Below are 25,783 nucleotides of genomic sequence, written 5' to 3'. Positions count from 1 at the left end.
ATTTTTATTTTTCTATCAGGATTTCATCCATTTTTCTATCTTATCTGAATAAATAGCTAACAAATCATCAACTTGCCTCCCATCGTCGGATTCAACAAACAAGTGAATTTCGCTTTTCTGTCTATCTGGCAAGATCAAAACCCAGGTTAAATCATTTATAAAAATTTTAACTCCATCAATAAGTTGCCGTTTATATTTATCTGATTCAAGAGTTGCAAATCGCATCACGGTTCCTTTTTGATCCCGTGGACATGGTAAAATTTTGTGCTTTAAAATAAGTCTCGGCAATGATTTTTCAACATCACCAATCTTTAACCCCGTGGTAGCCATAAGTTCAAGAATTTTTGATATTGAAAACATTCCATCAGAAGCAAAGAGAAATTCTGAAAATATAAACCCTCCTTTTGTTCCTCCAACAAACTTAACTTCTGGATCTCTGATGACTGTTTCCATCATTCCGTAATGCGAGTTTTTCGTTCTCACAACTTCAACCCCATACTCACTTGCAATCATATCAACTTCAAGAGATGCGGTTATCGGGACAGCAATTTTTTTAACTTTCCCCTTATTTGCTTCAAGATATAGCTTAACAACGACCGAAAGAAGGCGATCATTGTCAATCAACTTACCTCTTTCATCCACAACCCAAATTCTTTCAGCTCCGGGATTTAACATAAACCCAACATCATACTGAATTGAAGTCACGATTTGGGACAAATCGTTGATCGCTTTTTTAAATTCTTCTTCATCTCTTGTCAACTTTGAGGGATTAAGATATGCATTTAACGAGACAACTTGACAACCAAGTTGTCCAAGTATGTTAGGGAAAATTGTAACGGCAACACCGTTTGAATAATCAATTACTATTTTAAAGTTTCGCTTTTTTATGGCATCAATATTGATAAAGTTTAAAAATTTCTCAACATATCCTTCTACAACTCTAACAGGGAAATTAATTGTCCCAACTTTATCATAGGAAACGCGTGGAAAATCCTCACCAAAGAAAAGTCGTTCTATTGCCTTCACCTTGCTCACTGGCAAATCTAAACCGCTTGAATCAAAAAAGATAATATCGGTTTGATGTTTATCAACTGGGGATTTTCTGACATGAAGCCCTCCTGCATATCTTCCGCTTCGGAGTTCATTTCTCACCATCGGGATTGAAGCAACTCTTAAATCATCAACATCAAGTCCAGCTGAGATAAGTCCACAAATTAAAGCACGATTTATCATTCGTGATACATTATCTGGATCGCGACTTACCAAAACACACTTACCTTGACCAAGGAAAGCTCCAAATGCTGCACCAAGTTTCGCGCCAAATTCTGGAGTGATTTCAAGATTTGAAATTCCACTTACTCGCGATTCACTAAAAAGTTCCTTAAGCCATTTATCCTCCCAAACCAAGCTTTTTGATAAAATAGAACCATCTTCCACAATTTTCCAAGGCCAAAGTTTTATATTTGGTAATAGTTTTGCTTCCTTTCCGATAACGCAATTGTTGCTTATAAAAACATTTTCGTTTATTTCCACTTTTTCACCGATCACACATTCATAACCAATAACATCAAGAGTTAATTTTGCTTGATCTTTAATCTTTGTCTTATCCCAAATAACGCAATTAACTATTTCGCAATCATCTCCAATTTCACATTCTGAACCAATTACCGAGTTGACGATTCTAACATTTTTTCCTATTTTTGTTTTATTTCCAACTACAACAACGCCCTCAAATTTATCAAAATTTTCAATCATAGAATTTTCCCCAAGATATAATATCGCATTCCCACTTTCAATTTTGTTGCCATCAATTTCAATATCAACCATACCAGCAAGACAATCTAAATGCGCTTCAAGGTAATCACCAAGCGTTCCTATATCTCGCCAATAGCTTTCCGTTAAAAAGCCATAGAATGGAATTTTTTTATCAAGTAGAATTGGGAAAAGATTTTTACTGAAATCAAATTCCTGCTTATATGGAACAAATTCAAGAACTGACGGATTCAAAATATAAATTCCAGTGTTAATCGTATCGCTGAAGACCTCGCCCCAGCTTGGTTTCTCAAGAAATCTTGAGATTTCCCCAGTATCCTTAACTATAACAATTCCATATTGAAGTGGATTTTTAACTCTTGTGAGAACTATCGTTGCCTTCGCCTTTTTGTCAAAATGATAATTTATGACCTTTGATATATCAACATCGGTTAAAACATCTCCGCTTATAACAACAAATTCATCATCGCCAATTAAATCTGCAGCATTTCTTACGCTTCCCGCGGTTCCGTAATCTGCTTCAGATCTTACATAGGAAATGTTCACCCCAAAATCTTTCCCATCTTTGAAGTAATTCATAATTACCTCGGGATAATAATAAACGAGAGCAATTATATCGGTGATCCCGTATTTTTTTAGCAATGTAACTATTCGGTGCATTATTGGAATGTTGACAACTGGAACCATCGGTTTAGGTATATTCATCGTCAAAGGCCTTAGGCGAGTTCCGAAGCCACCAGCCATTATAACTGCCTTCATAAGTCCAAGTAAGATTCAAGTTAGTTTTATAAAAATTTTTTATCCCATCTCCCAATTATTGGGATTGGGAAAGTTCAATAATTAAACACTGACATTTGCTTGATTAAATATAACATAAAGGAAGCAAATTAACAATCTGAACTTTTGAAAAATTACTTACTTATCGTTCGTAATTTGCTATGTCTATAACCATAAACGAAATAAATCACAAATCCTATCAGAAGCCACACAATGAAGCGGATCCAAGTTATTAAAGGTAAACTTATCATAAGATATAAACAACTTCCTATAGCAAGCAATGGAACGAGAGGGACAAGCGGAGTTTTAAATGCTCTTGGCGCGTTTGGATTCGTATATCTTAACACAAGGACTCCAGCTGAAGTTAACACAAAAGCAAATAGCGTTCCAATATTCGTAAGTTCAGCTGCTTCTCCAATATCGGCAAATGCTGCTGGAATTGCAACAAATATACCTGTTAAAATGGTGGTAATATATGGTGTTTTGAATTTTGGATGGACTTTCGCAAACCATTCAGGCAAAAGACCATCTCTTGCCATAGAAAAGAAAATCCTTGGTTGTCCGAGCTGAAAAACGAGTAAAACAGCTGTTGTTGAGACAACTGCTCCAAACGAAACTATACCTGCTGCCCAATTTAAACCAATAACACTGAATGCTTTTGCAAGTGGCTCAGGAACATTTAACTCAGAGTAATGAATCATACCAGTAAGAACAACTGCGACAGCAATGTAAAGAATAGTTGTGATTACAAGCGAGGCAATTATTCCAATAGGTAAGTTCTTCTGAGGATTTTTCGTTTCTTCAGCTGCAGTTGAAATAGCATCAAACCCAATATATGCAAAAAAGACAAGCGCAGCACCTGTCATAATTCCCTTCCATCCGTTTGGGGCGAAAGGTTGCCAGTTTTCTGGCTTTACATAGAAAGCCCCAACAATGATGAAGAAAAATAAAATAGCAAGTTTTATCACAACCATAATAGTGTTAAAAGCGGAGCTTTCCCTTATCCCTATTACAAGGATTATAGTTATAATAGCAACGATACCAAAAGCCGGAAGATTGAAGATCAAAGGGATAGTTTTATTTAAAATTGGTATTGTAATATGTGGTGCTGAATTTAAAATCTCGGGAGTGTTAACAGCTCTAACATAATCTGTAGCAAGCCAAGGTGGAATTGTAATTCCAAAACCACGCAAAAGCTCAACAAAATAAGCAGACCAACTAATCGCAACAGCTATATTTCCAACGGCGTATTCAAGTATCAAATCCCATCCAATTATCCAAGCTATAAATTCTCCAAACGCTGCATATGAATAAGTGTATGAACTTCCCGAAATCGGAAGCATTGAGGCAAGCTCCGCATAACACAAAGCAGCAAAGGCACAAGCAAGAGCCGTAACTATGAAAGAAACAACTATAGCAGGTCCTGCACCAATATGGTGAGCTCCTCCAGCGGATGCCGTCCCTATAAGAGCAAATATGCCTGCACCAACAATTGCTCCAATTCCAAGCGCAGTTAAATCAAAAGCATTTAAAGCTCTCTTTAAGCGAGATTCACCACTTTCTGCTTCAAATAAAATTTGGGATATGCTTTTTTTCCGAAATAAATTCACCTTTTTTCCTCCTAAAGATTAGTTTTTAATTAATGGGCTCAAATCTTGCGGTGAAATGTCTCAGCAAAGGAGCTTCCCATACGATTTTATAACCCTTCAGCTTCTCCCTATTTCTATAAACCTCCGCAATAACTTCAACAACATAATCAATATGGCTTTGCGTGTAAACTCTTCGCGGTATAGCAAGTCGGACAAGCTCCATTGTATGAGGGATGAATTTACCCGTCTCTTTATCTTTTCTCCCAAACATTACACTTCCGATCTCAACGCTTCTAATACCACCAACTCTGTAAAGTTCAACAACTATAGATTGACCAGGAAACTGTTCTGGTGGAATATGTGGAGCAAACCTTTTTGCGTCAAGATAAACTGCGTGACCACCTGGCGGAATTAGAACAGGAATACCACGCTCAATTAACTTTTCCGCAAGGTATTCAACAGATCTGATTCTGTAAATCAAGTAATTTTCATCAAGAATTTCTTCAAGCCCTTGTGCTATCGCTTCAAGGTCTCTTCCAGCAAGCCCTCCGTATGTCGGGAAACCCTCAGTAACTATCAAAACATTTCTTGCTTTCAAAGCAAGTTCATCATCATTCATTGCGAGAAACCCACCGATATTTGCAAAAGCATCTTTCTTTGCGCTCATCGTGCATCCGTCAGCGTAAGAAAACATCTCCCTTGCTATTTCTAAAATCGTTTTGTTCTCGTATCCCTTTTCCCTTTTCTTTATGAAATAAGCGTTCTCCGCAAACCTGCAAGCGTCAAGGAAAAGCGGAATTTTGTATTTGTTACATATTTCCCTGACATCGCGAATGTTTTGCATTGAAACAGGCTGACCACCGTTAGAATTATTGGTAACAGTTAACATAACCAAAGGGATATTTTCAGGACCTTTCTCTAATATAAATTTCTCAAGTCGTTCAACATCCATATTCCCTTTGAAAGGATGCCATACATCAGGTTGAATCCCTTCCTGTATCGGCAAGTCAACAGCGTTACCACCAACAAATTCAATGTTAGCTCTCGTTGTATCAAAATGAGTATTGTTTGGGATATACTTTCCAGGTCCTGCAACAAGTGAGAATAAAATTTTCTCTGCTGCTCTTCCTTGATGAACTGGTATGACATGTTTAAATCCAGTTATTTTCTTCACAACGCTTTCAAACCTAAAAAAGCTTTTTGACCCAGCATAGGATTCATCTCCGTCCATGATCCCAGCCCATTGTTTTGAACTCATTGCGTTTGTCCCGCTATCTGTTAAAAGGTCAATCATCACATCCTCAGCTGGGATATTGAAAACATTATAACCCGCCTTTTTTAAAATCTCTTCCCTCTCTTCTTGAGTTGTAAACTTGATAGGTTCTACGACTTTGATTTTAAATGGTTCAATTATTGTTTTGAATTTCATGCTTCCTCCCACTTGTTTATTTTACCAAAATCATTTTCCTATTCTTTCGGTATATCTGTTTTCCGTTCGCGTGAACCTTTAACTCATAAAAATATACCCCAGACGGAAGATCATCTGCCGTGAAATTAAAAATATACCTTCCCCGAGTAAGCTTGCCAGCGAAAATTTTTCTTACTTCTTTACCAAGTAAATCAAAAACTTTCAACTCGCAATCGTAAATTTCCCCATCACCCGCAATTTCAAATTGAATGATTGTGCTTAAATTGAACGGGTTCGGATAATTTTGATAAAGGTTGAAGTTGTAAATCAATGGAGCATAAACCGAGGTAACACCGATTATTCTTTTTAAAACTTTTTCTTCGGGATCAACTTGAATATTTAATCCGCTCAAAGGCGTGGTTCCATCAATTGAGAAAACAAAAGTCGTATCTTGAGTATATGTCCAGAAAGTTAAAAGCGTATCAAGATTTTGCGTTTGAATTTTCAAATCAATTGGAAATTTAAAAATTCTTGAGCTCCTCTGAATTTGTCTTAACCTAAACCGTAAAGTCAACTTGGACTGCTCTGTTGTTGAGTAGATAATTGATTCAATAACGGGATATCCTGAATCATAAACCCATTGCTCAAAGAACCAAGAATAATCTTTTCCAGTAACATCATTCACAACCCCGATAAATTTTGAAGTAGTTCCTGTTCCATAAGCATATCTTCTTCCCCATTCTTTTAGGATTTCAAAAAACACTGAATCACCAACTAAATTTCTTAACATATGCAAAACCCAAGCGCCTTTGTAATAAACTGCTGTCCCAAACAGTTTTGAAGGTGGCGGATTGTAGATTGGATATCTTATTATTGAATCCTCTCTAAAGTAAGCATTCGCCCAACTTTTAAGTTTATTTTTAAAGCTTTCTCTACCATATTTATACTCCGTATATAAAGCATCACCGTAAGAAGCAAAACCTTCGTTTAACCATATCTCTGCCCAATTTTCGCAAGTGACGAGGTTACCCCACCACTGATGCGCAAGCTCGTGAGCTATCCCACCTTCATAATTTCCATCAAGCCATCTTCTGTGAATTGTTGTCATCGTCTGATGCTCCATCCCGCCATACCGAAATGGATAAACCGCAACCATTCCATATTTCTCAAATGGATATTCACCAAATTTTTGGGAAAAAAATTTCATCATGTCAACGACATTTCTAAATGCCTGAACCGCCTTGGTTGAATCCTCCCTCCAGACATAATACTTAATTTCAATTGAATCAGATGGATTTGAAATCTTACGATACCAATCAGAAAATGTTATATATCTTGAGGTTGCGAAAGCAATTAAATAAGTTGACATCGGATATATTGAACGCCAGTGAAAGATCCGGCCTTCACCGCTGATCTCGTCACGGAGCAATAGACCATTTGAGGCAACCAAAAAATCATTCTTTACTTTTACTATCACATCAACAGTTGCTTTATCCCAAGGTTCATCATAGCACGGAAACCAATATCTTGAATCCGATGGCTGTGTCATCGTATAGGCTATATCAGATGGAAGGTTAGGCGATACTTCATCACTTCTATAAAAATAGAACCCGCGATCAAGATTTGATTCCCTCTTGAAATAAATTGCAACAGTTAATGTCTCACCTTGTGAGATCACATATGGAAGAAAAATTTTCAAATTCTCATAACTTTGTTGATAGTTTAACACTGCTCTGTTGAAAAGAATTGAGTCAATTTGGATAACGCTTGCTGAATGAAGATTGATTTCATTTAAATTTCTGTTGGTGCGGAATTTTATTTTGACATATCCCTTATAATATCCATTGCGTTGTTTAAGCCCATCAAGAAGATCAATGTAAATTTCATAATGAAGGATATCAAAATCATCTTGAGTTTGCGAAATCGCAAAATTTAAGGTTAACACTAATGATATCAAAAGCAAAAAACGGCAAGTTGCTTTCATTTTTTCTCTTTAGATAATTTTTCTAACGCAAATTTTTTGATCAAAAAAGACGAATTCACGAAAATCATTCCAACCAGCACGAGAAAAGCACCAACCAAGATGTTTACAGTTATTGTCTCTTTCCCGATGAAAACTCCGATCAATACTGCAAAAACCGGTGTAAGAAAAGCCGTTAACGACATTATAACCGCTGGGATCTTCTTTAAAAGCCAATAATAAACCGTAAATGTTACCACTGAGCCAAAAACTCCAAGATAAATTACGCTCCCAATCCCTTTCAATCCAAATTTAACTGTGCTCCATTCTTCAAAAACTCCAGACAAAATCAAAAGAATTAAACCACTTAAATTCAACGGAATGAAATTAATTGCAAGCGGATGAATATCAGTTCCATATTTTTTAACAACAATTAACACAGATGCGTTAAGAAAAGCACTGATTACAACCGCAATCATACTAATGATAAATTGCCTGTCTTGCGAGGAAAAGATATTTCCCAAATTTTGTGTATTTATGTTAAAAACGAAAACAACGCCTGTAAATCCAAGAAGTAAACCGATTTTCTGAATCAGGTTCAAATCCTCTTTCAAAAATACCCTTGAAAAAATTGACGCAAAAAACGGCATCGTTGAGAAAAGAATGCTCGCAAGATTACTTGGGATGGTAAGCTCTGCCCAGTAAACAAGTAGAAAAGGGATCAAGAAGGAGAAAAAAGTTAGATATAGATAAAGAAAAAGTTGTTTTTCATTTATTGGAACCTGAATGTTTAATGTCTTCAAAAGAATCAAAAGCACTATACCAGCGAGTAAAAAGCGAAGCGATAGTGAAAACATCACCGGTAATTCCTGCAACCCAATTTTTATGGTCAGCCAAGTTGAGCCCCAAATAAAACATATAAAAACAAACAGAAAAATTTTGATAGGCGTTTTTTCAATAAACTGTCGCAGTTGCATCAAATATAGCAGTTAATTTTTGTTCAAGTGCATTTTTAGTTCAAAATCGCATTAAATAAAAATTTAAAAGTTGCCCAAGTTTGCGATCTATGCTGAGTTCTAAAAGCAAACATTATAATTTTACCTTTATCGTAAGGGACCTCACAAAGAGCAGATTTCCCTTTTATTTTTTCCGCTCCAAGAAGATAACCACTTAACAAAATCTCTGCATTATCAAAAGAAGCAATCGTTGAAACCTCGTTAGAATAAGGGCTCGTTTCAAAGGCAATGGAGTTAATCATATAAGCTGGGACATATCCTCTTAAGCCGTATGCGAGAGGATTATCAGGAGCGTTAATTTTTAATTTAACAATTGTTCCCGGGGCGAAGAACTCTTTTATACTTACATTTTTCAAAATGTTTCTAACTGGAACTCCAATTTGTTCAATTACAAAATCACTTGCCTCCCCAAGAGCTACAAGCGTTCCTCCTTTCCTGATAAACTCTCTTATATTGTCAACCCCTTGCTTCCCTATTCCTCCGCTGTATTCCTCTGGGATCTGTGGTAAATCAATCCTACGCTGTTCTCTAAATTCGCGACCTTCAACAATTGCACTCGCTCCCATGCTCGGCAAGATTAAAACATCAAGTTCATCAAATGTCTTTTTCTCCTTTATATCCTGATTATGAAGGACTATATAATCAAAGTAAAAGCTATCAAGCACAAGTCGTGTCCATCCCTCATCCATACTTGTGATCCATGGTTGATAAATACCAATTTTCTTTGACTTTATCTCAACAAGGTTCGTATCAGCGATATCATCTAAAAGTTTTATTTCAAGTCCGAGATTTCGTACCTGTGAATTGATTTTGTTATAAACATCTCGCTCATTTTTTACTACAAAACTTCCTTTAAATCTTGTGTCTTTGCTGTAAAAAACTTTGACACCGCTTTTTAAAAGCAAATTGACAAGACGATAAGAATTTATAAACCTTCTGTCAATTACGAAATACCTACCCTTTCCACTGAACTTTGAATCACCAAAATCTACTTTTTCAATTTTTTGGATTGGCAAATCAACTTTTTCTTTTAATTCAAAGACATCAACTCCCATTTGCAGTGGCAATGTCCATGCGGTAACATCATAAGGTCTTTTTGGAGGTCCATCCGGATAGAGACGGATATCAGGATAGTTTTGAACTTCCATTACATCTTTTATAAATGGTCGGCTCGGTTGTGCAAGTGGAATTACAATAGTATTTTCAGAAAATATAACATTCCCGACATTAAAGCTTCTCTTTGCTTTATAAATCTCAATACCTGCGAATTGTAATCTTTTGACAAGTTCAATCGCAGAATTAGGATCATGTTGAGAATTCAAGTCAATCAAATAAGCAAAAGGCGGTTCGGTCATTCCTTTTTGAATTGACTTCTTATTTGCACTGTAGAAAGTCCAAAGAATCTTTTCTCTATTAAGGGATGAGAAATTCAAAATAGCATAGGTTGCAGCTTTTTCATAATCAATTATATCTCTTAATCTCCACCAACCTTCTTCAAACGGATAAAGGTTATTATTTGATAAACTATTGTCCGGGATTTCGTCACCGAGTCCTTCAACGCTCCCATATGGGATATAAATCGGAGTTGCAATTCTTACGCTTGCTGCTTCAGATAAAATACCAACTCTATTATGCCATAATGGTGTCTTTGACATCGTCCCTTGAAAATAAGCATTGAATCTTCCACCAGTTACAACGCCTTTGAAACCTTTTTGAATCATATCAAAAACGATATATTTACCAAAGAGATTCGTAAGAGCCATTATCTCTGGTAGAACATTCGGATTAACAGGATCGGAATATGGAGGGACAAAAAAGCGAGGACCATTTGAGCCCATTTGATGCTGATCAAAAACAACCTGCGGGAACCAATCATGATACAAGACTTTCGCCGTTAATCTGGTTTCAACTAAGCTAAAGAAGTGCCAATCCCGATTGTTATCATGCCCAGCATAATAATGATAAAGCCACGGCATCGGTGAAGATTCGTATTTCGTTCCAAGATGTTTTTTATACCAGTCAACTACCATTTGCTGTCCATCTGGATTAAGCGACGGTATCAGAAGAATCACGCAATTATCAAGTATGTTTCTCATTTCTTCATCATTTCGCGTCGCAAATTCATAAACCAACTCAACGGACTCTTGACTTGAGGCAATCTCTGTTGAATGTATATTCATCGTTATAAGAACAAAAACCTTCCCATCACGAATTAAATTTCTTGCTTCCCTTTCGTCAAGATCATATGGTTTAGCAAGTTTTCTTTGGATAGATTTCAATCTCTGTAAATCTTTCATATTTTTCTCCGACGATGCTACCACAACGATAAAAGATTTTCCAAGCGTTGTCTTACCAAGTTCTTCAATGATTATTCTCTCGGAATTCTTATCAACATAGCTTAAATATCTAACTATCTCATCCCATCCGATGAGCTTTCTATCCTCACCGATTTTAAAGCCAAAAAATTTTTCTGGTGAAGAAATTTGAGCGATTGATAAATTAAACGCCAAGATTACAAATGTAAAGAAAATAAACCCGATTCTTCTCTTCATAACTTCCATTCAAATTTTGTTTTAAAACAAGATTTCAACTTCAATTCCTTTTGACGAAAAATAGCTTGAGATTTCTTCAGCAACTATCCTGAAATATTCGTCTCTAATTCCAAACTCAAGCAAATTCCTTCTGTAAATTCCCTCCGTTTTCCAAATGTAGTTCATTCTATCAACGAGAACATAATCAACCAAGCCATCTATTTCGCTTGACAGCTTTTTTGCGTTCATTGGAAGGATTGGACCTATGAAAGCAAATGTCCTTACATTATTTTTCTTTAAAATCTCAAGTGTTTTTATTCTGCTCTTGATTGAAGGTGCTTTTGGTTCAAAGATTTTTCTTATATTGTCGTTGTCAGTTGTAATAGTTAATCCTATTTCAAGATTTTCAAATCCAACAAACAAATCAATATCTCGCACAATAAGCGGAGAGCGAGTCAAGATTCCGGTCGGACACTGAAACTCAAGCAGAATCTCAAGACATTTTCTTGTAAGTTCAAACTTTTTCTCAACAGGTTGATAAGGATCTGTAACTATACTCATCCATATCTTTGGTTTGCTCATTTCCTTGTTTGAAAACAAATCAAATTTGCTTTCAAGCCGAAGAATTTCGCTTCTCAACTTTTCGGGAATGTTAATTTTTACTCCGACGAATTCGCCCCATCTACAATTACTGAAATAAAGCGAATAATTTTTTGAAAATTTTGTCATAAAATCAGCGTAACAATATAGGCAACCAAACTCACATCCTACATATGGATTTACGGTATAATCAATCCCTTGAATTCTTGATTTTGATAATGCTCTTTGGGTCTCTATAATTTTGATAGTTAAGTTTCTCATTTTAGAATTTTCTCATCACGATTCCGGATAATAGCTTCGGATAAAAATAAGTTGACTTCTGAGGCATTGTCGCACCCGATAATGAGACATTTTTAACATCAAAAACGCTTGGTGGGTTAAGTATGAACGCGATTTTATTTGGTTCTTCCGAAAGTTCAAGAGCTGTCTTTAGATCGTGTGTGTAGGTAATTTTAACTTGCTCTGTTTGTATTCCGAGCAAGTTAAAAATAAATTCATGTAAAATTGTAACATCAAGATCTTGCACTGGTCCTGGGATGCTTGGAGGTAAGTTTGCTTTTACCTCGTCATAGTTTTTTATTTTTAACACAAAAATTTTTCCACCACCGAAGGAAATTCCGAAAATTCCCTTGCTAAGTTTTTTCATTACATCTTTTAATTCCTCAAATATGCTAACTTCAAAGATATCAAAAAAACTTTGAAATACACCAGAAAATAGTTTGTTCTCCAAGTTTTCTAAATCAATCCCGGACAAAACCCTATGTGTTGGGAGTATGATTAACCCCTCGGAATCCATATTAGTAAGATACATCAAAATATAGTTATGCTCTTCCCTTGCGACTGATAAAGACCTTAAGTAGTCCCTGAACATTATACCAGTTTCATAACGATGATGCCCGTCTGCGATAAAAATTTGAATGTTTTTAAAAAAATTAACAACAGCGCTAATGAACTCTCTATCGGTGATCTCGTAAAGCTTATGTCTAATTTTGCTTTTCTCTGGAAATTCAAAATCAAATAAAGGTTGATCAGGCTTATTACCAGCAATTAAAGATTCAATAGTAAAACTTGGATCTGAATAAATTCCAAATATATGATCAAACTGTGCGTTGGTTGCTTTTAAAAGGTTAAATCTATCCTCTTTTGGTTTGGGATATGTTTTCTCGTGCGGGAAAACATTCCCCTTTCCAAATTCTTCAATTCTCAACAAACAAATGATCCCACTTCGTAGATAACTTTTGGATTCATATTCAAATTCTTGTTCATAAATAAAAATTGCCTCGTTTTCCCGCTCAATAATAATTTCGTCGCCTAACCATTTTTCAAAATGATTTTTCGCACTTTCATATCTATTTTCATCCCTGTTCAGTATCAACCTTACTACATTATAAGGATGGAGCTCATATAATTCATCTCTTTCCTTCTCTGAGATCACATCATAAGGAGGAGCGACAAGTTTATGGATAGGCAAATTTGGATTATAGATCAGTCCTTTAAATGGTTTTATTTCAGGCATGTTTGATCTTGTTAATTTTTAATCAACGGTATAACCTAACCTTTTTAGCCATGCTTTGCTATCACGCCATTTCTTACGTGCTTTGACATAAAGCTCAAGATAAACAGGTCTTCCAAGAAACCACTCAATTTCTTCCCGTGCAAGTTTTCCTATCTTTTTTAACATTTGCCCATCCTTACCGATTATAATCCCTTTTTGCGAATCCTTTTCAACATATATCTCAGCCCTTATATAATCCCGCTCACCTTCATTTTGCGCCTCTTTAAACTCCACGATGGACACAGTTGTTGAATAAGGTATTTCCTGTCTGTAAAACTGAAAAATTTTCTCACGGATTATTTCCGCGACGAAAAATCTCTCGGGGTGCTCTGTGATCATGTCAGGTGGATAAAACGGAGGATGGTAAGGTAGATACTGAATTAGGACCTTTTTTAATTCATCTATATTTTGACCCTTAAGTGCGGATATTGGGACAATTTCTTTAAATGGAAAAATTTTGCTGAAAAAATCAATCATCGGAAGAACTTCAAGCTTGTTGATAAGGTCAACTTTGTTTATCACTAAAATTATTGGCTTTTCATCAACATATTTTTTCAAAATCTCAAAAGGTAGCGAATTAACAATGCTTTCATTCATTTTAACTTTTTTAACATCAATCATAAACAAAATTATATCAGCATCTCTGAGCGCAGATTCAGCATATTCCATCATTACTTCCTGAAGCAAATATCTTGGCTTGATCAATCCGGGCGTATCAAGAAAAACAATTTGATAATTCTCACCCGTCATTATCCCGATAATTTTATGTCTTGTCGTTTGAGGCTTGGGCGTAACGATTGAAATTTTATGTTGGAGCAAAGTATTAAGAAGCGTTGATTTTCCAACATTTGGCTCTCCAACAATAGCAACATAACCTGCTTTAAAATCAGATAGTATATTGTGAGTTTCCTCTGCCATCCTTAATTAGAATTTGTTGCTGCTCATTCTGTCTGTAAATTGAAAAATCTACTTTGAAGTATTCTACAAGGGTTTATTGCTTGGATTTCCCATTATAACTTTTACTTTACAAACGCTTCCCTTTTTGCGCAGTGGAAGAATTCGGTCATTATATCTTTCGCCATCAATCCAAATTTCTTTTATGCCCTTGTTGACACCATCAGGATTTAAAAATTCAATTTCATATCTTACACCGCGAAACAGCCTTATCATTTTAAAGTTTTTCCAACTTGAGGGAACACAAGGATCTACCAACAAGCCAGCATAAGTAGGTCTTACACCAATCATATATTCAACCACGCTTTTAAAAAACCAATCCGACGAACCTGTAAGCCACGAATGACTTGCCTCACCAAAAGTTGGATGATCTGGGCTTGTTACATATTCTGAATATACATATGGTTCCATCTTGTAAAGATCAGCATCTACAGCGTTGTTAAGTGGCAATGTAGCATGGTAAATTTTATAAGCTCTTTCTGCATTTCCAAAAATTAATTCAGCAAGAAATACCCAGCTTGCCACATGATTAAATACCGCTCCGTTTTCTTTTTTACCTGGCACGCATCTCGTTGCAAGTCCAATGTTCGGATCAACCTTTGTAAATGGTGGATGTAAAATTTTTGGTCCTTTAGGAGTATCCAGATATTTTTCAACAGACATGAGGCATATTTTTGCTCTTTCATTATCAGCGATGCCACTTATCACAGCCCACGATTGGGGATTTGCAAAAATTTTCGCCTCCTTATTTTTTGAACTTCCAAAAGGTTTTCCATCGTCTCTGAAACCCCTAATATACCATTTTCCATCCCAGCAAAATTTGTTTATATTTTTTGAAATTTTTAAATAAGCATTGACATATTTGTTTAACGATTTTTTTAGGCCTAAATAGTTAAATAATTCAATTGTCTCTTTCAATACATAGGCAAGAAACTCTGAACCCCAGACTGTTTCCCCTTTGCCTTTTATACCTACATAATCCAAGGTATCGTTCCAATCTCCTCGCCCAAACTTAAGCAGTCCATGTTTGCCAAGATTATTTAACGAGAAGTCAAGCGCCCTTTGCAAATGTTGTAAAACTGTAGCACTGCCACCATCATAAAATTCAACTTTTTCATAAAGTAAATCAAAATCCGCTGTTTCCTTTAGATAAGTGATTATTCCAAATGGCAACCAAAGCGGTGTATCACAATGTCCGGTTTTTTCACCTGTTTTGGAAATTCTGAAAAAGTTGTGTAGCATGCTACCGTCTTTAAACTGATAACCACATACTTCAATTATTCTGTCTCTAACCCTTTTAGGGTTAGCGATTAGCTCGCCAAAAATATCTTGCATCTGATCTCTAACTCCAGTTCCGAACAATAGCCCACCATGATAATATCCCGCGTTTCTTGACATATCAAATGTTACAGCGATCTGATAACGATTCCATACATTTATAAAAAGGTTCATTTTTTCATCAGGTGTTTGCACTTGAAGAGTATTAAGGTAGTTATCCCAATATTTCTTCAATTCATCAAATTTACGATGCACAAATTCAAGATCTCTAAGTTTAGAGATGGTTTCAAGTGCCTTCTTATATGATTTTGAGTTATTTTTCAACCTATCATTTGTGTGCAATGATGGTTTATCAACGAGAAACATGAAAACGGTAAATTCTTTTTCCTCATTAGATTCAAGCTCAATTTCGGACTGAATAACTGCACAAGGATCACCAGCGGTTATTTCTGTGTTAAAGCAATTACCAAGCTCAATTGCTTCTGGATTAGCATTGCTTCTCCATCTGCCTATGAATTTATCCTTATCACCATCAAATCCCTTTATTTCAAGCGATGTTGAATATATTAAATAGTATGGCCAAGCATGGTTAGGTTGGGCAACTGAAACTCCCCTATTTGTCACCCAATATCTTCTCGTTGCGACAATTGCTTTTAAATCTTTGTCAAAATAAACATCTGGAAAGTGTTTGTCATTCGGTTGATTGATTAAATCGTTAAGCGCATTCCCCATCACAAGTTCAATATATGAAAATATATCAAGCGATCTTCTTTCATTTGTTAAGTTTTTTAATTTAACGAGCCAAATTTCAGCATCTAAATCGGTTGGGACAAAGAAGGTAATCTCGCCCCTTATACCCAGATTTTCAGTTGTTATTTTAGTATAACCTAGTCCATGACGACATTCATAAAAATCATAATTCAAATCAATTGTTGGTGCCCAACTCAAAGAAAAATATCTACTTAATTTTTTATCTTTAACATACACATAGCGCCCGGGTTGATCCCATGGGAGCGAGTTATACCTATATCTTGTGATACGGTTATCGCGAGGTGTCAGATAGAAACTATAACCACCTCCAGTATGACTTACAAGACCTGCCCAGCGTCCATTCCAGATATAGTTCATCCAAGGTGCTGGTGTTTTAGGATCAGTTATAACAAATTCTCTTCCATCTGCTGTAAAATATCCGTATTTATTGACTTTGAAAATTTCCATATTAATTTCATCATATGTTTGAAATAACTTCAACAGCTGATGGGACAACGGAAATTTTTATCCAGCGTAAAGATGTCCCGATTATTTCTCCATCAGCATGCATAGTAAGATTTGAGTCAGATTTAATTTCAATCTCTTCTGCCTTAAACATTGAAACCTCAGGGTAATGAATATGTTTACCTTTCAACACTGTTGGCAGGACCTGAAGAATTCGTAAAATAGACAAGTCCCTAACAAGACATACATCAAAAAAGCCATCGTTGATCTTTGCATCAGGTGTGAGAAGGAAACCTCCACCTGCTGATATACCATTTCCAATCGCTATAAGAAAAATCTTCCCTGTGATCAGCTTTCCATCAATATATACTTCCATTTCTGGAGTTTCATATTTCTTCAGCGTTCTAAAAAGAGCAAGAGTATATAAAGGAATGCCACGAAGGTGTTTTATTTTTCTACTTTCGTTTGCCACCATTGCGTCAAACCCAATTCCAACACCATTTATAAAAAATCTTTCATTAAATCTTCCAGTTTCATCAACAAATTGAATTGCTCCGACATCTGATGCTGTTACTTTCCTTCGTTTTAACGACTCAATGGCTTGTTTAATTCTAAATGGTTTTAAGTTCAACATTTTAGCGTAGTCATTTCCAGAACCAATTGGGATTACACCCAACAATTTTTCTTGATTGCTTTGTAAGATTCCATTTACGACTTCGTTTATCGTGCCATCACCGCCTGCTGCAACTACAAGCTCGGCAGAAGTATCGCGAGCAATTTGTATCGCTTCACCTGGAGCGGTTGTTAATTGAAACCTTTCAAGATGTTTTAAATGCTTTACATAATGAATTATCTTATGATAAAGTTTTGCTCCTTTCCAACGCCCAGCGTATGGATTTAACACTATATGTGTTTTTAAATCATTTCCAAGCGTAAACCATTTTGATAAAATGGATTTATATGACAACTTGACCACCTCACTTTTATTGTTTTAAAAATCCATGCGGCAACCCGATATCGGCCATGGTTAAAAGCCCTGGTTTAGCATTAAAAATTAAATATGCACAATTAATTAAACTTGCAACGGTTGCGATATCACCAAAAACGCCGTTCAAAATTTTCATCTTTATAGGTGGTTCACCATCAATGTAAACAGCATCATAATCTTTGTGATTGCCAACATACATCTTTAAATCAAGCGATATAACCTCCTTGCCATTCTTGAAACCAACCGCCGTATGGTGTATTCCGGCAACTCTTCCCTTTTGAATTGTCAAGTATTCAGTTTTCAAACTTTTCTTCGTTACAATTGGATTTAAATCTTCTTTTATTTCATCAAGATTTATATTCAAAATATAAGCCAAAAATTGTAACGATTCAACAAGACCGATATGCCCAAATTTACCTGTTGCTTTTTTAGCCTTGAACTCACCCACTCTTAAACCTGCACCGATTTTTAACTGAAGCGGTAATCTTCTTTTCGCAGCATTCACAACTCTTTCAACTCTTATTCTTTTAACCTCCGTGCAAACTTGAGTTAAGACGGACGGTAATACATCCATCACAAATCCTGGATTAACTCCGGTTCCAAGAACGCGCACCTTAAACTTTTTCGCAAGTGAATCAATCTCATGAGCGATCTCACGATTTCTAATCCAAGGGAAGAACAATTCCTCAGTAGATGAAACTATATTTAACTTCAACTTTATCAACTCCACAATTTGCTCCTTTACATCTTCCATAAATGAGGTGGTCGTGTGAAAGACGAGATCAACTTTGCGCTTTTTAACTATCTTTTTAATATCATCCTCAACAAGTATCCCAGTTGGTTCAATTCCGATCAGCTCTCCAATATCTTTACCGATCTTGTTAGGATTAATGTCAACAGCACCAACTAAATTAATTACATCGCTATGTTTTTGAATGATCGTTTTGGCGCAAAGTTGTCCTATTGGGCCAAGCCCGAATTGTACTGCGTTGATTTTTCTTTTCATAACTTTTACTCCTTTTGTTTTTTTAAATGTTGCCACGTGCTTTTAATTTTTGCTTAATAATTTCATAAGGAACACTTCTAACATTACCTTCAAATTTTAATGCAAGAGCTGCGACGACTCCGGATGCTTCACCTGTCGCTGCGGATGTTGCTTGAATTCTCAAAGCAGAATGCCCCTCCCTCGTTGATGAAATACATTTGCCTGCAACAAGCAAATTTAAAGCTCTTTTAACAATCAAAGCTCTCAAAGGAACTTCATAATACTGACCTTCTCTTAAATGTTCTAACCGCGATCTTTCGCCTCTTTGTCCGTGAATGTCAATTCCATAACAAGCTCTTGCAATTGCATCGTTAAACTTTCGCGCCTGTAATATATCTTCGCCTGTGATGATATATTCTCCTATTGCTCGTCTTGTTTCCCTTACACCAACTTGAACGCCTGACTCAAGTAAATACGAATTTTCAAAACCCTGAATCTTTTGCTTTAAAAAATTAAATATCTTCCACATCTGAATCCGTCCATCTATTTCAGCTTTTGTTAAATCAAATGAACTCGTCCCATCAAGACCAAGGATATTTGTTGTGTTAAAAGATGCTTCTCCATCCTCAGGTAAGGTTGTGAAAAATATATATTCAATTGTTTCAGGTAACAATCCATCCTCTTTTCCCTGTTTAACAATATCAAAATAACCTGCAACCGAAACTATTTGTCCAGGTATATATGTAGATGTTGACCACGGATAAAATTGATCAGGATTGTTTCTGACAAATTCAACGACTCTTTTAACATCAATTCCTCCGACCCTGAAAAATAGTGTCATCGCTTGTGTGAAACCTGTTTCTTCATCACCCTTAACCCAACCAGCGTTTGCAAGGTAAACTATCTCAGCATCACCAGTAGTATCAACAAAAACTTTGCCAGATACACGGTAAAGCCTTGAGTTATGAGCTAATATCAAAGCAACGATTTTTCTCTTTTTGCCAACATTTTCAAACTCAACCCCATAAATAATCGCATGTCTTATGGTTTTAACCCCGACGCTATGCAAAAGCTCATTTACAACTTTTCTAAATGCCCAAGCGCTGAAACCATTATCTATCACACCCCCGATTTTTTCCATTCCTCTTACTATCTCTTCAAATACACCACCAACAAGAGGCTTAACTTTGTTATCAAACTCATCAACGATCCAGTATTTCATAAATGGTGAAACCATTCCAGCTGTTGACATCCCACCAAGGAATCCATATCTATCTATCAATATCGTTTTTGCACCTTCTCTTGCCGAAGCAACCGCAGAACAAATCCCAGCTATACCACCTCCAGCGACAACAACATCAGCGCTTTCAATGTCAATGATATTTTTTAAAATTTTTCTCATTTTTTGTTCTTAATTTCTTCTACAAATCGTTGAACAATTAACCTTGGCCTCGTCACTACTGAGCCAATCACAACAGCAAAAGCACCGAGATCAAACATCTTTTTTATTTGTTCAACAGTCCATATGCGCCCCTCCGCAACAATTGGAACATCAAGCGAACTTGACAACTTATGAACAAGCTCAAAATCAGGTTCATATTTCTTATAAGAATGTTTTGTGTAAGGAGTATATCCAGCAAGCGTTGTAGCAATGATGTCAGCACCAAGTTCAGCTGATTTAATTCCCTCTTCATAAGTTGAAACATCAGCCATCAAAATTACATTTTCATAATTTTCCCTGACCTGTTTAAAAATATCAAATCTTTTGTCTCTTGCAGTTACATCAATTGCAACAATATCTGCTCCTGCTTCAATTATTTTCTCAACCGAATTAAGATCAGGTGTTATCAAAACATCACCCTCAGGATATCTGCTTTTAATGATCCCAATAATTGGAATTCTAACTTTACTTTTAACAGCTCTTATATTTTCCACGCCTTCTATTCTTACAGCAACCGCTCCTCCGAGCTCAGCGGAAACTGCAAACTCAACTATAAATTTGACATCCGAAAAAAGCCCAAGTTCATCAGGTTGACAAGAAACGATAATTCCATTCTCCATCCTTTTCAAAATCTCCTGTTTCACTTAATCAATTTTATCTCTTATTTTGTTCAAACCTATGTTATTTCCATGTGCAAATGAGATAAGATTTCCAATGCTTTCCGAAGTTTTAACGACAAACGGGAAAGAATACAAAATAAATTTCAATTCCTCGCTCACATCAACATTTCTTCCAACTGCAACGAGATTTTTTATTTCAGTTAAAAATGATGAAAACGGAATACGAACATTTAATTTATCAAATTTTCTATCTGGAGCGAGAACACACGGAAACATCTTTTCAGCAATTACGGAGGTTTTAAGCACAGCGATTTCATCGTTAAAACTTTTACCATTGAAAACATCCTCTGAAACTAATGTGTAAAGTCCCTTTATCTTGTGGCTTTCGGTAAAGTAAATTTGAGCTGGAAACATTGAAATTCTGATATTTTCAAAAGGCTTAAATTGTCTTAAATACTCAATGAAATCATAAACTTTTAATTGTAAATTTTCCTCAACCGCACTGATTGATAAAACATCATCTGGATCTACTTCCCCCTCACCAAACCCAAATACGAGAGCGTGATTTTCTATCAGCAGCTCATAAATCGCACACTTAATTCCATCTCCATCAACAACATAAGCATGATATCTATCATCTGAAAAATCATCTATCTTAACGGATTGACAAACAATTCTATCATCAACTTTACTAAAATCACAGCCACTTATGATAAAATTATACCTTGGAATAGAACCAACTCTCCTAACCAAGCTTTCATCTATCGCTTTGAACACCTCACAATTTCCGGTGGCATCTACAAAATACTTACTTTTGACTTCAATTAACCCTTCTTTCCCAAGGACAAAAACGGATGTAAGAGTATCTCCTTTTAACCTCGGCTTTATAAATAAAGCATGAAGAAGCAGATTTACTTTAAAATCAAGCAAAACCTCAAGCATTGTAAATTTAAATCTTTCAAAATCAAACGGTATTATCGTTCCTGAAATTTGCAGTGGATCTGAGTACGGATGATCAGGTATCGCTTTATTTTTCAAAAGATACCTTATCAAAGTTGAAAAGATGGGATATTTTACAACATCTGAATCCCCTTCTGTAAAAAGCTCCATGAAATTTTTTTGAACATTGAAAACACGCAATGGGAAGGCAAAAGCATTTGTAGTAAGTCCACCAAGAAATCCATATTTTTCAATTAAAAATGTTCTCAATCCTTTACTTGCGCAAGTTATCGCGGTTGCAATTCCACTTAAACCTCCACCAACTACGACAACATCAGATTCAATTGTTTTAGCCTTTCGTGGTAACTTTAGAATTGTTTTTCCCTTTCTTACCATTTTTCGGATAAAACTTTAAGAAAATTTTTTATTTCTCTATCCCAAAAAATCCAACTATGACCACCTGGCAGTTCATGGTATTCATAAACCATTCCGTTTCGCTGAAACTTTTCAATAAGCTTTCTATTTGATTCAAGAAGCCCTTCTACCCGATCATCTTTCCCACATGATATATAAAAATATGGCAACTCCAAATGTTTGACGCTATCTGAAAGAGCAAATACATCGTTTTTATCCCAGTGTTCACTTTTTTTCGCTCCAAATGCGTCTTTTAAACTTTGACTTAACTGTCCCCCATCTCTGTTGAGTAGTTCAGCCCAGTTGAAAGCACCGCTAAAGGATCCAGCAAATTGAAACATATTTGGATACTTTAATGCGATTTTTATAGCCCCGAAACCACCCATTGATAAACCAGCAATTGCCCTTCCATGCTTGGTTGAAATAACGCGATATTTCTTCTCAACATAGGGAATTAACTCTTTGACTATGTAATCCTCATAATTGCGGTTTTTAAGAACAGGTGAATTTGTATACCAGCTATTATCCGCCTCCGGAGTTACAACTATGAACGAGTAATTTTCAAGATACCTTACAAGCGAGGTTTTGTTTATCCAGTCATTATGATTTCCTGAATAACCATGAAGAAGGAAGATTACTTTGTATCTCTCTTCGTTGATGTTATAATCTTTGGGAAGCAAAACATTAAATTTTTTATAACCGGCAACTGATTGAGAATAAAGACTATCAAGTATGATGGTGACTTTCATTTGCGCTGGTAAATTCTCAATCAGGAGAAAAATTATAAAACAAGCGATCTCAAAGATTTTTGAAAGTTTTAATTTTCTCATTTTCGCTCTTCTGCGATAATTATAATTTTATTGTCAAGAAAAGGTGTTGCTTTTAATTCAGCTCTTGCTACCGATAACATTTGTTCCTTGAACATAACCCCAGTTAAATCAATTATCTTCGGCCCATAGATTAAAAACACATCTGGCGCAATTGCTCCAGCATCACCATAAACCGTGAGATTATCAATTACTTCAGACAAAACCTTTTCAACTTCGTGAACACTAACCTCAAATACATCGGCGTTTGAAAATTGAAGTTTAACGCTTCCATCAATGTCAAAAACTTTAACTGGTTTTATCTTCTCTTTGAAGATAAAAAACTTTGTCTTTTCAATTTCTGCGCCAAAGATTTTATAAAAATTATTCTCCGAAATTTTCTTGATACTTTCACCATCTCTTTTTCCAAGTTTTCTAAACAGCACTTGAAACATTTTCTCGGCTATATTAAACAATTCAGCATCGTCTATTTGCCTTTTTGAAATCTCACCTGTTTTGAGATCAGGCGTTCCAGTTGCAATAGCCAATACTCTTTTAGTTTGTCTATCAATTTCAATTGAAACCTGTATTGTTTCAGGTTTTGCTCCCATTCTAACGGCGGATGAAATAGCCTCATTTCTCAATTTCAAAATATCATCTTCAGTTGGATTTGGGATAACTCGCTCTATGCTTTCCCTGATCATTCCAAGCGCTGCGCCGATTGCAGATATAACCTCTGAGTTTTCTGCAATTTTGTGCTCAAAATTTAACTTTTTAGCAAGATATGGAACTATTACTTCAGATCCACCACCACCGCCTACAAGCGTTATAAGGTCGGACTCAAGCTTATATTCTTTTATCAAATTCAATATAACACTTTTCACTTTTGAAACAGCGATATCAAGTATATCCCTGGCGATTTGCTCGGCTGGTTTTTTCATCAAGTTAGAAAGTTTTAGAAAAACTTTTTGAACAGATTCGTAATTCCCCCTGCTGTATCCAGCTGGACTTATGAGGTTTAAAAAATTCGCGGCATCTGTTGTTGTAATTGTAAATTCTGGTTTATTTGAATTTTTGTTTTTAATTGCGATATAATTTGATGGATCGCCAGGCTTAGGCTGTATTAGAACAAATTCAATGTCATCAAAATTTTCAGCCTCAGAAAACGATACATACTTTAAACCAGCGATGTGTGCACTTCTTGGTCCAACATCAACTATCGTTTTGAAATCCTCTGAAATCCTTACCATTGATCCTCCTGCAATCCCAACAGTTCTCACATCAAGCGTTTTAAGATATAACTTATTTCCTCCAACTTCAGCAGTTTTAACAACCGGCTTTCCATTTTTTATCACTGATATATCTGTGCTTGTTCCCCCAACCTCTATGAAAATTCCATCGGATATTTTAACATACATAAGCGCGGAAGCAACGCCTGCAGCTGGACCTGAAAGTATGGTCATAATTGGTCGTTTTTTCATCTCTTCAATGCTCATAATTCCACCATCACTTCTCATTATCATCAATGGTGCGCTTACGCCAGCACTTTCTACACTTCTTTGAGTCATTTCAGCAGTTTCCATCATCTTCGGAAGCATACTTGCATTTACAACAGCTGTTCTCGTTCTTATTCTTAAGCCATAGAGTTGCGAAATAAAAGAAGCGGAAGTAGCAATTCTTCCCATACTTTTTATGATTTCAACTGCTTTCTCCTCCCTTTGTGGATCATCAACTCCAAAAGCTTCACTTACAACGAAAACCTCAGCGCCTTCTGAAATTAACTGATCTACTGCTCTTTTTATCTCTTCTTCTACATTTTCAGTGTCAAAAATTTTAGAGTCAAGAAATGTATGAAATGTCTCAATAAACTTGCCTCCACCGAGCGGAATTCTTCCCACATTTGTTTCCCCCTTAGCTCGTAACGCATCAACCTTTGTCCCAAGTCCAATTATCCCAACTTTCGCTACATCACCTTCAAGAAGGGCGTTTGTCGCTTGAGTTGTACTGTGTGCTATCAAAACAACATCTTCAGAATTTACTAATTCGGTTTTTAAAATCTCGTTCATTGCTTGTATAACTCCAAGTGCTACACCTTCTTTAGCAAAGTGAGTCGTTGGAACGCAACTTTTCGCAACTATTTCAAGTGTATTAACATCAATCGCAACTGCATGCGTAAAAGTCCCGCCAACATCAATTCCAATTTTTATTTTTCTTGTCATAGATTCAGAGCACAATTTTGATAACTTCTGTTAATAAATTTAACAAAACAAATAAACAAATTGAAGTTAAAAATGCGAAAATAAGCGCCTTTAAAAAATTTTCCGTTATATGCTTTATGGCAAGCAAAAGCAAGAAAAATGAATATACCCTCAAAATCCAGCCAACGGCTGAAAAAAGCAAAAATGCAAATGGCTTGAGGTTTTCCGGTCCAGGCGTCTCCGTGAAATAATAAATTCCAAATACAGCAAGTATAGATGGATAAAGGAAAAACAAACCTGAAACTATAGGAAACATTGAATATGCAACTACTGCGAAATATGTTTTAAATTTAATCTCAACAAATTTGCGAAGTAAAAATTTAAGTACGCTTGCTACAATTGCGATTAATGAGAGCCCAAGTGGGATCCCTAACAAAAAGATGTGGAAGATCAAGAAAATTAAATTGTCATATCTCTCGCCGATTTTTGATTGCTTAAAAACCTCAAAAGCAATTGCTATCCCAAAAAGCGAAGCAAGAAAAAATGAGTAATTTTTTCTTTTTGAAATAATTATCTTGTGAAATCCCTCTTGAGGATTTAGTATCAATAAACCCAAAGTTTCAAATAGATTCAAAACATAGACAGGATTCTGAAGATAAGCACCGCAAAATTTACACTTAAGATTAAACTTTGAATTTTCGGCTCCACAAGTTGAACAAAGCATAATTAGAAGAAA

General features: G+C 35.8%; 18 protein-coding genes. All 18 read right to left on the bottom strand.

The window, feature by feature from the left end; translation table 11 throughout:
• Nucleotides 1–15 precede the first annotated feature (15 nt).
• Complete coding sequence (locus NZ923_09900) at nucleotides 16–2,532, bottom strand: sugar phosphate nucleotidyltransferase (protein MCS7230329.1); 2,517 nt, start codon at nucleotides 2,530–2,532, stop codon at nucleotides 16–18.
• Nucleotides 2,533–2,684: 152 nt separating this feature from the next.
• Nucleotides 2,685–4,160 carry an amino acid permease gene (locus NZ923_09895; protein ID MCS7230328.1) on the bottom strand — a complete coding sequence of 492 codons (1,476 nt, stop codon included), beginning with the start codon at nucleotides 4,158–4,160 and terminating at the stop codon, nucleotides 2,685–2,687.
• Nucleotides 4,161–4,185: 25 nt separating this feature from the next.
• Entirely contained in the window at nucleotides 4,186–5,568 is a 1,383-nt protein-coding gene (locus tag NZ923_09890; GenBank protein ID MCS7230327.1) for a tryptophanase, read from the bottom strand.
• Nucleotides 5,569–5,584: 16 nt separating this feature from the next.
• Nucleotides 5,585–7,492: a M1 family aminopeptidase gene (locus tag NZ923_09885; GenBank protein ID MCS7230326.1), complete on the bottom strand. Its 1,908-nt coding sequence runs from the start codon at nucleotides 7,490–7,492 to the stop codon at nucleotides 5,585–5,587.
• A gap of 35 nt (nucleotides 7,493–7,527) precedes the next feature.
• Nucleotides 7,528–8,484: an EamA family transporter gene (locus NZ923_09880; GenBank protein MCS7230325.1), complete on the bottom strand. Its 957-nt coding sequence runs from the start codon at nucleotides 8,482–8,484 to the stop codon at nucleotides 7,528–7,530.
• Between the two features lie 35 nt (nucleotides 8,485–8,519).
• Entirely contained in the window at nucleotides 8,520–11,075 is a 2,556-nt protein-coding gene (locus tag NZ923_09875; protein MCS7230324.1) for a M14 family metallopeptidase, read from the bottom strand.
• Between the two features lie 21 nt (nucleotides 11,076–11,096).
• Complete coding sequence (locus NZ923_09870) at nucleotides 11,097–11,915, bottom strand: radical SAM protein (protein MCS7230323.1); 819 nt, start codon at nucleotides 11,913–11,915, stop codon at nucleotides 11,097–11,099.
• Between the two features lies 1 nt (nucleotide 11,916).
• Nucleotides 11,917–13,170: a DUF1015 domain-containing protein gene (locus NZ923_09865; protein ID MCS7230322.1), complete on the bottom strand. Its 1,254-nt coding sequence runs from the start codon at nucleotides 13,168–13,170 to the stop codon at nucleotides 11,917–11,919.
• 18 nt (nucleotides 13,171–13,188) lie between these two features.
• Complete coding sequence (gene era / locus NZ923_09860) at nucleotides 13,189–14,127, bottom strand: GTPase Era (protein ID MCS7230321.1); 939 nt, start codon at nucleotides 14,125–14,127, stop codon at nucleotides 13,189–13,191.
• Between the two features lie 63 nt (nucleotides 14,128–14,190).
• The gene (locus tag NZ923_09855; protein MCS7230320.1) at nucleotides 14,191–16,707 is read right to left on the bottom strand and encodes a glycosyl transferase family 36; all 2,517 of its coding nucleotides are present in this window, start codon (nucleotides 16,705–16,707) and stop codon (nucleotides 14,191–14,193) included.
• On the bottom strand, nucleotides 16,670–17,623 hold the full coding sequence (locus tag NZ923_09850; GenBank protein MCS7230319.1) for a diacylglycerol kinase family lipid kinase: 954 nt from the start codon (nucleotides 17,621–17,623) through the stop codon (nucleotides 16,670–16,672). Before NZ923_09850 ends, NZ923_09855 begins: the two co-directional genes overlap by 38 nt.
• 16 nt (nucleotides 17,624–17,639) lie before the next feature.
• On the bottom strand, nucleotides 17,640–18,650 hold the full coding sequence (locus NZ923_09845; GenBank protein MCS7230318.1) for a dihydrodipicolinate reductase: 1,011 nt from the start codon (nucleotides 18,648–18,650) through the stop codon (nucleotides 17,640–17,642).
• 22 nt (nucleotides 18,651–18,672) lie between these two features.
• Nucleotides 18,673–20,031 (bottom strand): FAD-dependent oxidoreductase, encoded by a 1,359-nt coding sequence (locus NZ923_09840; protein MCS7230317.1) that lies wholly within the window; start codon nucleotides 20,029–20,031, stop codon nucleotides 18,673–18,675.
• Entirely contained in the window at nucleotides 20,028–20,714 is a 687-nt protein-coding gene (locus tag NZ923_09835) for an N-acetylmannosamine-6-phosphate 2-epimerase (GenBank protein MCS7230316.1), read from the bottom strand. The genes NZ923_09840 and NZ923_09835 overlap by 4 nt, the downstream gene beginning before the upstream one ends.
• Nucleotides 20,715–22,025: an FAD-dependent oxidoreductase gene (locus tag NZ923_09830; protein MCS7230315.1), complete on the bottom strand. Its 1,311-nt coding sequence runs from the start codon at nucleotides 22,023–22,025 to the stop codon at nucleotides 20,715–20,717. It lies immediately after the preceding gene.
• Nucleotides 22,019–22,873 (bottom strand): esterase family protein, encoded by an 855-nt coding sequence (locus NZ923_09825; GenBank protein MCS7230314.1) that lies wholly within the window; start codon nucleotides 22,871–22,873, stop codon nucleotides 22,019–22,021. Before NZ923_09825 ends, NZ923_09830 begins: the two co-directional genes overlap by 7 nt.
• On the bottom strand, nucleotides 22,870–25,068 hold the full coding sequence (locus NZ923_09820; protein ID MCS7230313.1) for a hydantoinase/oxoprolinase family protein: 2,199 nt from the start codon (nucleotides 25,066–25,068) through the stop codon (nucleotides 22,870–22,872). Before NZ923_09820 ends, NZ923_09825 begins: the two co-directional genes overlap by 4 nt.
• A 4-nt stretch (nucleotides 25,069–25,072) precedes the next feature.
• On the bottom strand, nucleotides 25,073–25,771 hold the full coding sequence (locus NZ923_09815) for a YIP1 family protein (GenBank protein ID MCS7230312.1): 699 nt from the start codon (nucleotides 25,769–25,771) through the stop codon (nucleotides 25,073–25,075).
• Nucleotides 25,772–25,783: the final 12 nt, after the last annotated feature.

It is taken from the genome of Candidatus Kryptonium sp. (genome assembly GCA_025060635.1).
In the GTDB taxonomy this organism is placed as follows: domain Bacteria; phylum Bacteroidota; class Ignavibacteria; order Kryptoniales; family Kryptoniaceae; genus Kryptonium.
The sequence above is the reverse complement of the archived record's forward strand: the minus strand, read 5'-3'. Positions and strand labels throughout refer to the sequence as shown.